The sequence below is a fragment of the Nostoc sp. UHCC 0302 genome (assembly GCF_038096175.1).
In the GTDB taxonomy this organism is placed as follows: Bacteria; Cyanobacteriota; Cyanobacteriia; order Cyanobacteriales; family Nostocaceae; genus UHCC-0302.
The window spans coordinates 2,733,194-2,746,450 of sequence record NZ_CP151099.1 but is presented as its reverse complement, the minus strand read 5'-3'; the positions used below and the strand labels follow the sequence as shown (position 1 = coordinate 2,746,450).

Sequence of the window (13,257 nt, the reverse complement as noted above, 5' to 3'; positions counted from 1 at the left end):
AAGTCTTCAGTGCTGTAAAGTTAATTGTCGAAGGGACGCTGGCCATACTGTCTCGCAAATCAACTGTGTAAATATCTACTTGGTTTGCAAGAGTTCCTAATTTTGTCAGATTAGGTTGTCGGTGTGGAGACACTAATCCCACAACTCGGTAACCTTGGTTGAGCAGCAAATGGCTAAGATAGTAGCTATCTTGACCAGTAATTCCTGTAATTAGGGCCGTCTTAGTCATCTTTGGTTCTCTATTCTTTGTGTCTCTTACAGCGCTTCCGGCTATTATGCAATATATTTTTCTCCTTACCCCTCTGCTATCATCGCTTTCAGCTTTTAGGATGTACCTCATAGCTGCTGAAAGTGCTGTAAAGCACTAAATGGCACTTGTTGGAGAACAAAAAATCAGACTTCCAACACTGCTGACAGATCCTAACAAAGGAGTTACGACAACTCGAATGCTGTCTTTACTGACATCAACTATTCTTTTTATACATAACTGAGTATAATTACTATAGTATAAAAATTCATACCTCTGTCCTTTTGTATGGCATAAACCAGAATTTTTTGTAACTGCTCAATGAGATTCATATTGTTTCCAACCAACCATAGATCCTTAAATACCCTTATGAGTATTTTGATTTTTCTACGGTTGTATGAAACCACCCTGTCTTACCTACAAGGGAATGGAGGCTGGAGGTTAGATTTTTAATTACTGAATCAATGCTCTAGCCACTCCTTAAAAAAGAGGAAATTTCTAAAGCCTGCTTTTTAAGGGCGTTAGGGGATTTGAGTGCGTAAGTCCTGAAAGCTAAAGCTTAATCTCCGATTTGTCTATCGGGATATGATTGTATTTCTAAATATTTCATGTTATGATTACGCTTGTAGTGTATACTTCCAAGGATAAATGAGTCATCAAAGTAGCCACTCACACCACCGTTGGGTGCAATCTCATAATCCTCCAAAGTCAGAGTTGAAATTGCTACAAAAGCCACAGAAAGAGCCGATGTTTTACTATTTTGCTTATGGCTCGTGTATGTGTCCAGTGGATTTGAAGCGATCGCTAGGGGAAAACACCCACCCTTACATCATTAGTCCTGGAATCCTCAAAGGTTATAAGCTTGGGTTTTATTTGTATTATCATATGCGGCAATCTGGGGTTTTGGATATAGTCAAAGACCCTAGAACCAGCGTCAAAGGTGTACTTTATCAGCTACCTTGGCGATTAAGTGAAGCTCTGGATATACGTGAAGGTGTTTCGCAGGGTGTGTATCGACAGGAATTAGTAGATATTCACTGTCAAGATCAAATTTATAAAAATGTTCGCACTTATGTAGTGGTTAACAAGCTAGCAGAAGAAGTCGCACCAAACGACTGGTACTTTAATATTGTGCTACGAGGCGCTGTCACCTGCGGACTGCCAGAAGAATATTGCTGGAATTTATTTAACCATATGCACCAATTGCAACAGCGGTATCAAGACACGGGAACAAGCCGATCTGCTTAGTAAATGCCGTGTTTCATCTATTTGTATATAAATAATTTATAAAAAATTATATTGTTAGGAAAACATAGGTGAAAGAAATATATATAACAGGCGACATCTTGAGAATAAAACTTAATTAAAAAAACTCCGGTAGACCCGTAAGTTTATAGTATATAAGAAATACGACTATTAATATTGTTATCGGCTCATTAAATAGTTTTAATTGGCGCTGGAATTTATCAAGTGGATCTTTACTTTTTGTATCAGTTGAGAGTGAACTTCTGATAATTTGAGGCATTAGAGTAATGGCTATATCTACAATCGTTAATTCCACCCTTGGTGACATCTGCATTCGTATTCCTCAGCACTATCATCGCCAACCTGTGCTATCGAGATTAATCTCTCGTTACGCCTTAACAGTTAATATCGCTGCGGCTCTTTTAGAAACCGACACCAGGAAAGACGGTTGGTTTAATCTAGAAATTCAAGGTAGTTATCAACAGGTAGAAGCAGGTATTAGCTATATACAAGGGTTAAATATAGAAATTCACCAACTAAATTTAAAAAGTCTTGAAGAAGATAGAAAGACGTTAAATAGTTTATGTTTAAGTAGTTACTGTGCTGGATTTCACGCAAATACCAAAATGCAAACTGATGAAGAAGACTTGGATTGGAATGTAGTACAAAGACAAACAAATCGAGCCAAGTTTCATGTCTGTATTCCCAAAAACTACCGTTATTCGCCGGTAATTGCTGGGTTAATTTCATGCTGTGGATTAACTGTAAATATTGTTGGAGCTTCGTTAAATACTAATACGAAAGATGAAGGTTGGTTTGATTTGGAAATTTGGGGAAATTCGCAGCAAATTGTCTTAGGATTGAGGTATTTGAAACAATTAGGCTTACAAATTTGGTTGTAACTATTAAGTAATAGTGTAATCAGCAATCGCAGAACGTGCAAGAATTCATAGTAATTGTAATTTTTTAGAGCTTGTTGAAGGTGTAAAACTATGACTCATGCTTGCTGCGGCCCTGGTTACGCAACTCCCGAAGCAGCCATTAATGCAGAACGGGAAAAAGTGCTTTATGCGATCGCACTTTATACTGGTACAGGTATTGAAGAACCAGATTACCTTGCCACCGTAGACGTTGATCCCACTTCTCCAACTTACTCCCAAGTAATTCATCGCTTACCTATGCCCTACATTGGTGATGAATTACACCACTTCGGCTGGAATGCGTGTAGTTCGTGTCATGGCGATGCTAGTAAATCCCGGCGGTTCACTGTCATACCTGGACAACGTTCTAGTCGGATTTATATTGTTGATACAGCAGAGACGAAAGCACCAAAACTACACAAAGTTATTGAACCAGAAGAAATTAAACAAAAGACCAATTTAACTGCGCCCCACACAGTACACTGCTTAGCAGATGGTCATGTAATGATTTCCATGCTGGGCGATAGCGAGGGAAATGGCCCCGGTGGTTTTTTGTTACTAGATGAAAATTTTGACATTGCTGGACGCTGGGAACGCAATACCGACGCTATGCGGTTCAACTATGACTTTTGGTATCAGCCACGTCATAACGTCATGGTGAGTAGTGAATGGGGCGCACCCAAAACCTATTATCCTGGCTTTGACCTCAACGATATAGCAGCTGACAACTATGGTCATCAAATACATTTCTGGGATTGGTCAAAACGTGAGATTATCCAGAGTTTTGATTTAGGACAAGAAGGATTAATTCCTCTAGAACTGCGCTTTCACCATAACCCCGATAGTACTCATGGGTTTGTTGCCGCCGCACTCAGCAGCAATGTTTGGCATTGGCACAAGTCTAACGGCCAATGGGAAATTGAGAAAGTAATTGATGTGCCATCGGTGGAGCTGGAAGGCTGGCCGATTCCTGTGCCATCGCTAATTACTGATATCTTGATTTCAATATGCGATCGCTATGTTTATTTTTCCAACTGGCTGCATGGAGATATTCGTCAATATGATATCAGTGATCCTGCTCAACCCAAACTCACTGGTCAAGTTTGGTGCGGTGGTTTACTAGGTAACAGTGGCGAAGTTCAAGGTCATAAATTGGTTGGCGGGCCACAAATGCTTCAATTGAGTCTCGATGGTAAGCGGCTTTATGTGACGAATTCCCTATTTAGCACTTGGGATAATCAGTTTTACCCTGACTTGTCTAAGACTGGTTCATATCTGTTGCAAATTGACTGCGATACTGAAAATGGTGGACTAAAAATCAACGAAAATTTCTACGTTGATTTTGGCAAAGAACCAGCCGGCCCCTCTCGCGCCCATGAGATGCGTTATCCTGGCGGTGATTGCACCTCGGATATTTGGGTGTAAATATCTATACTAATGGTGAGCTTGTCTGCTCACCCAATCAAAAATAATATGAAAACCTATAAGGTTGAACTCGTCAATCGCGATAACTTTGTTGTGGAAGTGGCGGAAAATCAATATATCTTAGACGCTGTGGAAGCAGTAGGATTGTGTTTACCCGTAGGTTGTCGATACGGTGCTTGCATTACCTGTGCAGCACGTTTAATTGAAGGCGAAATACATCAATCTCAAGCAGTTGCGCTCAAACCTACACAGTCAGCAATGGGTTACGTTTTATTGTGTATTGCTCATCCCTACTCAGATTGCAAGTTGGAAGTAGGTGTAGAGTGTCAAGATGAACTTTATATCAATCCGTTTAAAGGTCGCCGCTGATTTATCTCTAAACACATTCATAGCAAGGATTTCACTTTTTCTTAGTGCCATTCGGATTTGTTACCGAGAGACTCAAAAGCATAGGAACAAGCAAGATACTGTGCTGAAGCTACACAAGCGTCTACGGTTTTCGCCGAACAGGGAGCGTTTCCGGCTTTGCTAAAAATCTAAAATTTATTGCTCATCCTGCGGAAGAGATTGCTATTTTGCTAGATTTGGCTATGAGGGGTGACTTTAGAGCTATTGCTTTGGCAGGCTACAAAACTAAAAGTGTGGGATAAGTTATGGGTGGTAAACGTCGCCCATCCTTGTTGACTTGCCAAAAATTTTAAAAGTAAATAATTTCAATAATTTTTTAGAATTTTAATAGAGGTAATAATGAGTTTTAACAAACTTGAAAAAGATGTCATTTTAATAGTTGATGACACTCCAACTAATTTAGAAGTATTATTCAATTTTTTAGAAGATTTTGACTTTAAAGTTTTAGGGGCTGAAGATGGAGAAATGGCAGTTAAAATGGCAGAATATGCCCTGCCAGACCTGATTTTGCTAGATGTATTAATGCCGAAAATCGACGGTTTTGAAACTTGTAGACGGTTAAAAAGCAATTTAGCAACTCAAGATATTCCGATAATTTTTATGACTGCACTGAGTGAGAAAGTAGATAAAGTCAAAGGATTGAAACTTGGAGCAGTAGATTTCATCACCAAACCCTTAGAACATGAAGAGGTTATAGCTAGGCTAAACATCCATCTCCGAATGCGAAACCTCACAAAAAAGCTCACAGAGCAAAAAGAACATTTGGAGATGGAAATCTTTGAACGCAAGCGAGTAGAAGAAGAACTGCGGTGTCACTCAGCTGCATTATCTGAGTGGAATAATCGTTATCAAGCATTAATTCAAGCGAGTGGCCAGATTCTCTACGATTGGAATCCACATACAAACAATATCAACTATGCTGGCAATGTAGAAAAAATATTAGGTTACTCCATGCCTGAAATGTCAGGAGGTGTGAACCGTTGGTTAGAGTTGATTCATCCTGATGATAGAAACCTGTTTAATGAGGAATTTAACCGCGTTTTATCCACAAAAGAGCGATTTCATTTAGAATTTCGTGTATGTTGCAAAGATGGAACTTACATCACAGTTGAAGACAATGGATATTTCTTTTTAGACTCTACAAGCAAAGTTGCTCGAATTGCAGGTTTTGTGATTGATATTAGCGATCGCAAACAAGCACAAACAGAACGAGAAAAAGCTTTTGTTGCACTTCAGCAAAGTGAAGCCCGATTTCGGCGGCTGGTGGAATCGAATATCATTGGCATTACTTTGACAGACCTGAATGGCAAGATTACAGAAGCTAACGATGCGTTTCTGAAGATGCTGGGATATAACCGGGAAGCACTGCACTCAGGAAAACTGCTTTGGCAAGACATCACGCCGTCAGAATATCACAGATTGGATGAAAAGGCGATCGCAGAATTAATCAGTGCTGGAGTTTCTACTCCCTACGAGAAAGAATACATTTGCAAAGATGGTAGCCGTGTTCCGGTTGTAGTTGGTTGTGCGCTTGTAGAACAGTCTCAACCGACTACTGTCGGTTTTGTTCTCGATATTACTGAACGCAAGCAAGCAGAACAGAAAATTCGCGAACAAGCTGCTTTGCTCAACATTACTAGAGATGCAATTCTGGTGCGAGACTTGCATAACCAAATTCAATTTTGGAACAAAGGCGCTGAATGTTTATATGGTTGGATGGCAGAAGAAGTGTTGGGTAAGAATGCTAATCAATTATTATATCGTAAAAAAACTTTAGCTCAAATCGAAAACATCCAGAAAAGTATAGCTGAGACTGGTTCTTGGGAAGGTGAATTACATCAGATTACTAAACAAGGTAAGGAAATTATTGTTGCTAGTTGCTGGACAGTAGTACACGATGAGCAGGGAAAACCTAAATCTATCCTCAGTGTCAACTCTGATATTACAGAGAAAAAACAACTCGAAGCGCAGTTTCTCCGCGCCCAACGCATGGAGAGTCTCGGCACTTTAGCAAGCGGTATTGCTCACGACCTCAACAATGCGTTGACACCAATGATGATGACTGTGCAACTTTTAGAGACAAAAAATTCTGATGAGAAAAGTCAGCAATGGCTGTCAATCATGGAATCAAGTATTAAACGTGCGGCAGATTTAGTCAAACAAGTTTTATGGTTTTCACGCGGCGCTGAAGGAAATTTTAAAACTTTACAAGTGCAGGATTTAATATCAGAAATTAAAAAGATTGTTAAACAAACATTCTCTAGAGCTATTGAAGTCCGTATTAATATTCCCAAGCAAAACTTGTGGCATATTTTTGGCGATACTACTCAGTTGCACCAAGTACTGATGAACCTCTGCATTAATGCTCGCGATGCCATGCCTAATGGCGGCATTCTGAGTATTTCTGCAAAGAATTTTTGGGTTGATAGTGACTATGCCCGTTTGAATCTTGATGCTGAAGTGGGTTCTTACGTAATGATTAGCGTCTCCGATACAGGCACAGGAATTTCTAAGAAAATAATAGATAGAATTTTTGAGCCATTTTTCACAACGAAAGAAGTAGGTAAAGGCACAGGGCTTGGTCTTTCAACGGTGCTTGGTATTGTTAAAAGCCACGGTGGTTTCGTAAATGTAGTTAGTGAAGTGGGGCAAGGAACAGAATTTCAAGTATGCTTACCTGTTACACAAACAAGTGAGTTAGATAGTAAAGTAGCAGGTGTATATAATGAATTACCCACAGGAAATGGAGAATTGATTCTCGTAGTTGATGATGAAGATTACATTCGGGAAATTACTAAAAGTTGGTTAGAAACAAATGCTTACAAAGTATTAGTAGCTGGTGATGGAATGGAGGCGATCGCTTTATATACAAAACATCAACAAGAGATTAGTGTTGTCTTAATTGATATGATGATGCCATCTATGGATGGGCCAACAGCTATTAGTGTTTTGGAAAAAATTAACCCAGACATCAAAATTATTGGTGTCACTGGATTAGCATCAAATCATCAAATGATGAAAAACCTTAGTAATAAAGTTAAAAAGTTTTTATCCAAGCCTTATACATCAAATGACTTGTTGAAAAACTTACAGATGGTGATTAATGCAAAATAGAAGACAGGAGACTAGGGGAAGCAGGGAAAGAATATGACTTCCTGATCTCCTTTATCTCCCCTAATCGCCAGGCAAGACGGTGATGAGCGATGATAGGATGTTTTTGTGACTGCTTTAATCCTTGCTATTAATGAAAAAACTATTGGATGAACCGCTGTCAATCGAAATCGCAGAACGCGTAAACAGCAAAGCTAGTACCCCTTTTGAGAATGCTTTCAAAGCAGCATTAGCAACTAAGGGAGCAACGTATGTTCAGGGATTTTTAGTTTCTCCAGGGAAGCCGTATCGACCGATTGAACACAGTTGGATTGAGCTTGACGAGCGCATTATCGATCCTACATTACCGCAACTGCAAAAAAATCCCCAGGAACTATGGTATTTTCCAGCACAAAGCCTAACTGTAAAGAAACTGAAAGCAATAATCGAAGAATCAAAAGAAGATTATCCAGAAGACGAGCCGCTGCCAGTTTATGGCGACCCACCTTATGAATATTACGGTGACGTGATGTTGGGTGGTCAAGACTATTTAACAGCATATCAAGCCGCTGAGGCTAAATGCAAGGAAATTAACAACCCCAATGCTGATAGGAACTAACTAAGTATAAAGTTAATAAGGAAATTGGCGTAAGGGTCATTAGTTATTTGTAAATACAAATGACAAATGACAAATGACCAACCCTAATTAATAAGATTTTCCATCACTACCAAAGTATTCGCGATAACCACAAATTTTGTCTCCACGCACATCAAAAGAAACTGCTACCCGATTCTTATAAGGTTCCCCAAACAAAAGCCCCTCATCCCGAAACTCAAATACAGCAGTCGTTTCATTACTAGTAACACGGTCTAAAGCAGTTAGTGTTAGTCCTGGAGTGAAAGCTTCAGAAACATAGTGAAAAAACTCACTAGCTTGCTCTTTTCCTACATTTAAACCGTGAAATTTACCCATTGGAAACCAAAGAGTAAAATCTTCTGTGAGCATATCTAGTAATGCTTGCCACTCTCCAGTTGCCATTCCATGAGTGAGATTCTCAAATGCTTGCTGAGCGACTTTTAAAGTATTTTCTGATTCTGCTGTCACTGTCAATACCCTCTAATAATTCGTAATTCGTAATTCTGCTCGAACGCGAACAGCGTGTCGCAGACAAGACTCACTAGCGTAATTCGTAATTACAGCGCTTTGTGTAAAGATTTTAATTCCTATTCTTTGACCCTTAAAATCTGACAACTACTTTGCCACAATTTTGACCGCTAAGGAGGTATTCTACAGCATCGGGGATTGATTCTATGCCTTGAAACTGGGTTGCGTCTACAGCAATTTTGAGTTTGTCGGTGTAGAGTAGGTTTAACAGGCGATCGCGTGCCTCTGGTATATATTCTTTATAATGAGGCATGAGAAAAGCTCGAACAGAAGCAGCTTTCCAAAATAGTTGGTGGTAGATGCGGGGTTGAGTAATTTGTTCTACATTCTTCGCGTATTCGGAGATGAAACCGACTACTACTAAACGTCCCCGCACTGCTAAATTTTCAACGCAGGTATCGAAAACCTGTTTACCTACGCAGTCAAAAACCAAATTAATGCCTTCGGGGTATTCTTGCTTGAGGACTTGGTTGAGATTTTCTGTGTGATAGTTGATAATGCGATCGCATCCCAATTCTCTGAGTAATTTTGCCTTCGCCTCAGAACTACAAGTACCAATTACATGATTACCTGCTAATTTCGCCAATTGCACTGCAATATGACCAGTTCCCCCCGCTGCTGCTGTCACTAAAACCACTTCATTACTTTTCATTTCCCCGACTTGTTCTAATGCAACTAAAGCTGATACACCTGTAGGCATTAGTGTTAATAGCTCTGGTGTTGCTTCCCGCACCTTCACCACTAAGTTTGCATCAATAACTTGATATTCTCGATAGCCGCCACCACGCGCTGTAGTTATAACAGCATCTCCTATTTGAAAATCTTTGACGTTTTCGCCCATACTGACAACTTTTCCCACCACTTCCACACCCAAATCAAAGGGAGGAGTTAAGTTAACATAGGGCACTTCACCACGACAAAGTAAAGTGTCAAATCCACCGTTAATACCAGCGAACTTATTTTGAATTAAAAGTTGGTTAGCATCAGGTTTGGAAATAGGAATTTCAACAATTTCTACAGCAAATTTAAAATCTTGATTGAGTTGTTTTGCTATTAACTTCCTATAGGTTTCTGCATTCATTTCTAAATTTTATGTTTAATACTAATTCAATTAATGATTGCAACATATCCTTGGGTGAAGACGCGATGAATCGCGTCTCTACAGATGGTCTATTTGTAACAAATGAATCGGCACTCTGGGCGTACAACTGTACGCCCTTACTATGTATCTGTATCAGGTATTTAGTCGCTTCTCAGACATCCTCTAGGCTTTTAAAGCTTTATCCCACTCTAACTGATGAGCTAAACCATACTTGATAAAATCTTCTACCTTAGCTTTATCGTTTTTACCAAAAACACCTAAGCTATAAGGATTATCTTGCATACGTTGTGTGACTTGCTCTTTTTCAAATCGGATCATTTCCTCTCTAGGCTTATCCGGTTTAAAAAAGTCTACAACCAAGACAGTTCTATCATAATTGGTGTAATTATGCGGACAATGTGGAAAGCTATGATCTAAAATCATGAATTCTCCTTCATGCCAATAAAGTTGCTCATGGCATATTTTCATAGCTACATCCCCCTCTGGCACAATCAATCCTAAATAGCCACGATTCATATGAGGATTATAATTCACGTGGAGCTTGACATCCAAACCAGGGCGAAATGTACCAAAATAGACGTTTCTGATAACAGAATCATCAAGAAATTTCACTTTTTCTATTACATTAGCCAAGTTTGGAAAATATTTTTCTCTTAATTTAAGGGCTTTTTGTGATGCATCATCTGTTCTATAATCAGGATATTGTATTTGATGTAATTGAATGTATTCTTCAATAAACATCCCTTGAAATAATATACCAAAAGCACTATATTTCGCATTGCCCTTGGTTTTAATCGTTTGACTTTTCGGCCCCAAAACATCATAAGTGAAATTTAACTCTTCATTAGAGGCATGAGCAATAAAGTGTGTAAACTCGTCTCTAATTACCCGCCAATTTTCTTGAAAACTTTTGAGAAAAGTAAATTTTTCTGGGTTCAGATGATACTCATTAAAAGTTTCCATTGTCTTTTCTCCTGAAATTATTTGCATAAAAAACCGTTACATAGGATGGGATTTTATCTGCGTCCTGGTACGATGTGGGAATTATTATCTAAATTAAGTGATGCATCCATCACTAAGTAAAAGACTAGTCCTAAAGTTCTGGGTCTAAATTTGTACAATGGTTGCATAGAATAATATCATCAGTATTGATATCATTTTTGAGCATTAAAACTTTGGGTTCTGTACTCATTGTAGTGTGAGGTCTACTGTGTCTGAGGCTCCTTTCTTAGATAAAATTATCAAAAATGTCCGGGTAGTTCGCCCCCATGATGATGCTGTGGAACTACTGGATTTGGGAATTAAGGATGGAAAATTTGCTCATATTGCTCCAAATATTAGCCCAGACCAAGGTAAAGAGCTATTTGATGCCCAAAACCTGCTAGGTTTTCCTGGTGTTGTGGATGCCCATATGCACATCGGTATCTATCAACCCCTCGACAAAGATGCAGTTACCGAAACTAAAGCTGCGGCAATGGGAGGAGTAACAACCAGTCTCAACTACATCCGTACAGGGCAATATTATCTTAACAAAGGCGGTTCTTACCGCGATTTTTTCCCAGAGGTATTGGCTTTATCCGCAGGTAATTTTTTTGTAGATTACAGCTACCATGTTGCACCCATTGCCAGTCAACATATCGACGAAATACCTCTACTGTTTGAGGAACATGGTGTATCTTCGTTTAAAATTTTCATGTTTTATGGTGGTTATGGCTTACATGGTTTGTCAGACCAGCAAAACCTCTTTTTAATGATTAATAAAGAGGAACGCTACGATTTCGCTCATTTTGAATTTATTATGCGTGGTCTAACTCGCTTAATGGAGAAACATCCAGAAGCGCGAGATACTATCAGCTTGAGTTTGCATTGTGAAGTTGCAGAAATTCTCAACGCGTACACTAAAATAGTTGAAAATGATTCTAGTCTTAGTGGACTAAACGCCTACAGTGCAGCACGTCCGCCTCATTCTGAAGGGTTAGCAATTTGCATTGCTTCCTATTTGGCACATGAGACTAACTGTGCAAACATCAATTTGTTACACCTGAGTTCGCGTAAGGCAATGGAAGCAGCTTTGACTATGCAAACTGCTTTTCCCCATATCAATTTTCGGCGCGAAGTTACTATCGGACATTTACTATTAGATATTGATACGCCCAATGGTACTTGGGCAAAAGTCAACCCCCCTATTCGTCCCCGTGCAGATGTGGAATACTTGTGGCAGGCAGTACTCAATCATCAAGTAGATTGGATAGTTAGTGACCATGCTTGCTGTTCTGCCGAACAAAAAAGAAGTGCTAAAGACCCGAATAATATTTGGTTAGCAAAGTCTGGTTTTGGCGGTACAGAATATTTACTTTCTGGGGTATTGAGTGAAGGTAGCAAGCGAGGAATGTCCTACAACCATATGGCTAAGTTGCTATCTTGGAACCCATCGCGGCGCTTTGGGTTATTAACAAAAGGCGATATTGCTATTGGCTATGATGCTGATTTGGTGTTGGTAAATCCAAACGAAACCTTTGTAGTAAGTGCTGCTGAGTCAGAGTCGCAACAAGGCTATACGCCGTTTGAAGGAATGGAGTTAACTGGACGAGTCAAAACTACCTTTTTGCGGGGGAGGAGAATTTACGATCGCGGACAGATACTTGGTGTTCCCAGTGGGCTTTATTTAAACCGCAGATGAAAGTAGCACGTATTCATGACTACAGTGGCCCGACTGCTGTACGGGTAGATGAGGTAGAAGTTTTGCAACCCGGCCCTGGTGAAGTCAGAATTCGGGTAGGTGCTGCTGGAATTAATAATTCTGACTTACAGACAACCTATGGAACCTATCGAGGATATGGCTATCAGGGACTACCTCACATCCTGGGCCAGGAGGCTGCTGGTGAAGTTGATGCTGTGGGATTAGGAGTGAAAGAATTGCTGCCCGGAATGCGTGTAGTTGGACACGTGAGGGGTGCGTTTGCAGAAATGGCAATTGGCTTTGCAAGCGAGTTGTTACCTCTTGCCGATGAAGTGTCATTTGCAGTAGCAGCCAGCTTGCCTATTGCTTATCTGACTGCCGGGATGGCACTGATCCACAAAGCCAATATCCAGCGTGGAGAGTGGGTTTTGGTACATCCAGGTAGTGGCGGCGTTGGCACCGCAGCAGTTCAACTTGCTCAGTTGTTAGGAGGGCGAGTTATTGCCACCGCGGGTAATGGGGCAAAGGTACAGCGATTACTCCAGTTAGGTGCATTACAGGGGATTGACTATAGCATTCAAGATGTAGCTTCCGAGGTAAGTCGAATTACTGAGAACTCAGGGGTACAGGTGGCACTTGATGGTGCGGGAAAAGTAACCTTTGCTCATTGCCTAGAAGCGATCGCCAATAATGGTCGGATTGTCAGCTACGGCACTACGACTGGCATGGATGCTGCCCTGCCTATTGCGAAACTGCTGGGGCGCAATGCCACAGTTTACGGCATCGCTCTCTGGTATAACAATGATTATCAGTCAAGTTTAGGGACACTTCGAGATTTAGTTATTCCAGCAGTTGCTCAGGGCAAGTTACAGCCAACAATTGATGAGATAGTTGGTCTAAAAGGGGTGTCTGGGGCATTGAGGAGAATGGAAAACCGAGATTTGATAGGAAAGATTATTGTAGTTCCGTAATATG

General features: G+C 40.2%; 11 protein-coding genes and 1 pseudogene. 8 read left to right on the top strand and 4 right to left on the bottom strand.

Translation table 11 applies throughout. The features are described from left to right. Positions 1 to 40: 40 nt before the first annotated feature. Positions 41 to 229, bottom strand: a pseudogene (locus tag WKK05_RS11405) (GDP-mannose 4,6-dehydratase); the annotation flags it as partial. Between the two features lie 666 nt (positions 230 to 895). Here WKK05_RS11405 and WKK05_RS11400 point away from each other — a divergent pair. The 6 genes from WKK05_RS11400 to WKK05_RS11375 all read left to right on the top strand — a co-directional run bounded on the left by WKK05_RS11400 (position 896) and on the right by WKK05_RS11375 (position 7,954). Next, positions 896 to 1,495, top strand: a complete 600-nt coding sequence (locus tag WKK05_RS11400) for a gamma-glutamylcyclotransferase (RefSeq protein WP_341529835.1) — start codon at positions 896 to 898, stop codon at positions 1,493 to 1,495. Between the two features lie 284 nt (positions 1,496 to 1,779). Continuing rightward, on the top strand, positions 1,780 to 2,394 hold the full coding sequence (locus tag WKK05_RS11395; RefSeq protein ID WP_341529834.1) for an NIL domain-containing protein: 615 nt from the start codon (positions 1,780 to 1,782) through the stop codon (positions 2,392 to 2,394). A gap of 90 nt (positions 2,395 to 2,484) precedes the next feature. Next, complete coding sequence (locus WKK05_RS11390; protein ID WP_341529833.1) at positions 2,485 to 3,837, top strand: selenium-binding family protein; 1,353 nt, start codon at positions 2,485 to 2,487, stop codon at positions 3,835 to 3,837. A 48-nt stretch (positions 3,838 to 3,885) separates the two neighbouring features. After that, on the top strand, positions 3,886 to 4,206 hold the full coding sequence (locus tag WKK05_RS11385; RefSeq protein WP_341529832.1) for a 2Fe-2S iron-sulfur cluster-binding protein: 321 nt from the start codon (positions 3,886 to 3,888) through the stop codon (positions 4,204 to 4,206). Positions 4,207 to 4,584: 378 nt separating this feature from the next. Next, positions 4,585 to 7,359 carry a PAS domain S-box protein gene (locus WKK05_RS11380; protein WP_341529831.1) on the top strand — a complete coding sequence of 925 codons (2,775 nt, stop codon included), beginning with the start codon at positions 4,585 to 4,587 and terminating at the stop codon, positions 7,357 to 7,359. A gap of 130 nt (positions 7,360 to 7,489) precedes the next feature. After that, positions 7,490 to 7,954: a hypothetical protein gene (locus tag WKK05_RS11375; RefSeq protein WP_341529830.1), complete on the top strand. Its 465-nt coding sequence runs from the start codon at positions 7,490 to 7,492 to the stop codon at positions 7,952 to 7,954. 87 nt (positions 7,955 to 8,041) lie between these two features. On the opposite strand, the gene WKK05_RS11370 is transcribed toward WKK05_RS11375, so the two are convergent. From WKK05_RS11370 to WKK05_RS11360, 3 genes are all read right to left on the bottom strand, one after another. Then, a complete protein-coding gene (locus WKK05_RS11370; RefSeq protein WP_341529829.1) occupies positions 8,042 to 8,440 on the bottom strand; it encodes a nuclear transport factor 2 family protein in 399 nt (132 codons plus the stop codon). Positions 8,441 to 8,573: 133 nt separating this feature from the next. Beyond that, positions 8,574 to 9,581, bottom strand: coding sequence for a zinc-binding dehydrogenase (locus WKK05_RS11365; protein WP_341529828.1), 1,008 nt, complete (start codon positions 9,579 to 9,581; stop codon positions 8,574 to 8,576). 183 nt (positions 9,582 to 9,764) lie between these two features. Continuing rightward, positions 9,765 to 10,565: an aspartyl/asparaginyl beta-hydroxylase domain-containing protein gene (locus tag WKK05_RS11360; RefSeq protein WP_341529827.1), complete on the bottom strand. Its 801-nt coding sequence runs from the start codon at positions 10,563 to 10,565 to the stop codon at positions 9,765 to 9,767. Positions 10,566 to 10,812: 247 nt separating this feature from the next. On the opposite strand from WKK05_RS11360, the gene WKK05_RS11355 reads away from it, so the two are divergent. Both WKK05_RS11355 and WKK05_RS11350 read left to right on the top strand, forming a co-directional pair. Then, positions 10,813 to 12,282 (top strand): amidohydrolase family protein, encoded by a 1,470-nt coding sequence (locus WKK05_RS11355; RefSeq protein WP_341529826.1) that lies wholly within the window; start codon positions 10,813 to 10,815, stop codon positions 12,280 to 12,282. Then, positions 12,279 to 13,253, top strand: coding sequence for a zinc-binding dehydrogenase (locus WKK05_RS11350; protein WP_341529825.1), 975 nt, complete (start codon positions 12,279 to 12,281; stop codon positions 13,251 to 13,253). The genes WKK05_RS11355 and WKK05_RS11350 overlap by 4 nt, the downstream gene beginning before the upstream one ends. Positions 13,254 to 13,257 lie beyond the last annotated feature (4 nt).

Coding starts and splice junctions, on each gene's coding strand:
- WKK05_RS11385 (WP_341529832.1), top strand. CDS start 3,886: ATGAAAACCTATAAGGTTGAACTCGTCAATCGCGATAACTTTGTTGTG.
- WKK05_RS11380 (WP_341529831.1), top strand. CDS start 4,585: ATGAGTTTTAACAAACTTGAAAAAGATGTCATTTTAATAGTTGATGAC.
- WKK05_RS11395 (WP_341529834.1), top strand. CDS start 1,780: ATGGCTATATCTACAATCGTTAATTCCACCCTTGGTGACATCTGCATT.
- WKK05_RS11365 (WP_341529828.1), bottom strand. CDS start 9,581: ATGAATGCAGAAACCTATAGGAAGTTAATAGCAAAACAACTCAATCAA.
- WKK05_RS11400 (WP_341529835.1), top strand. CDS start 896: ATGAGTCATCAAAGTAGCCACTCACACCACCGTTGGGTGCAATCTCAT.
- WKK05_RS11350 (WP_341529825.1), top strand. CDS start 12,279: ATGAAAGTAGCACGTATTCATGACTACAGTGGCCCGACTGCTGTACGG.
- WKK05_RS11390 (WP_341529833.1), top strand. CDS start 2,485: ATGACTCATGCTTGCTGCGGCCCTGGTTACGCAACTCCCGAAGCAGCC.
- WKK05_RS11360 (WP_341529827.1), bottom strand. CDS start 10,565: ATGGAAACTTTTAATGAGTATCATCTGAACCCAGAAAAATTTACTTTT.
- WKK05_RS11375 (WP_341529830.1), top strand. CDS start 7,490: ATGAAAAAACTATTGGATGAACCGCTGTCAATCGAAATCGCAGAACGC.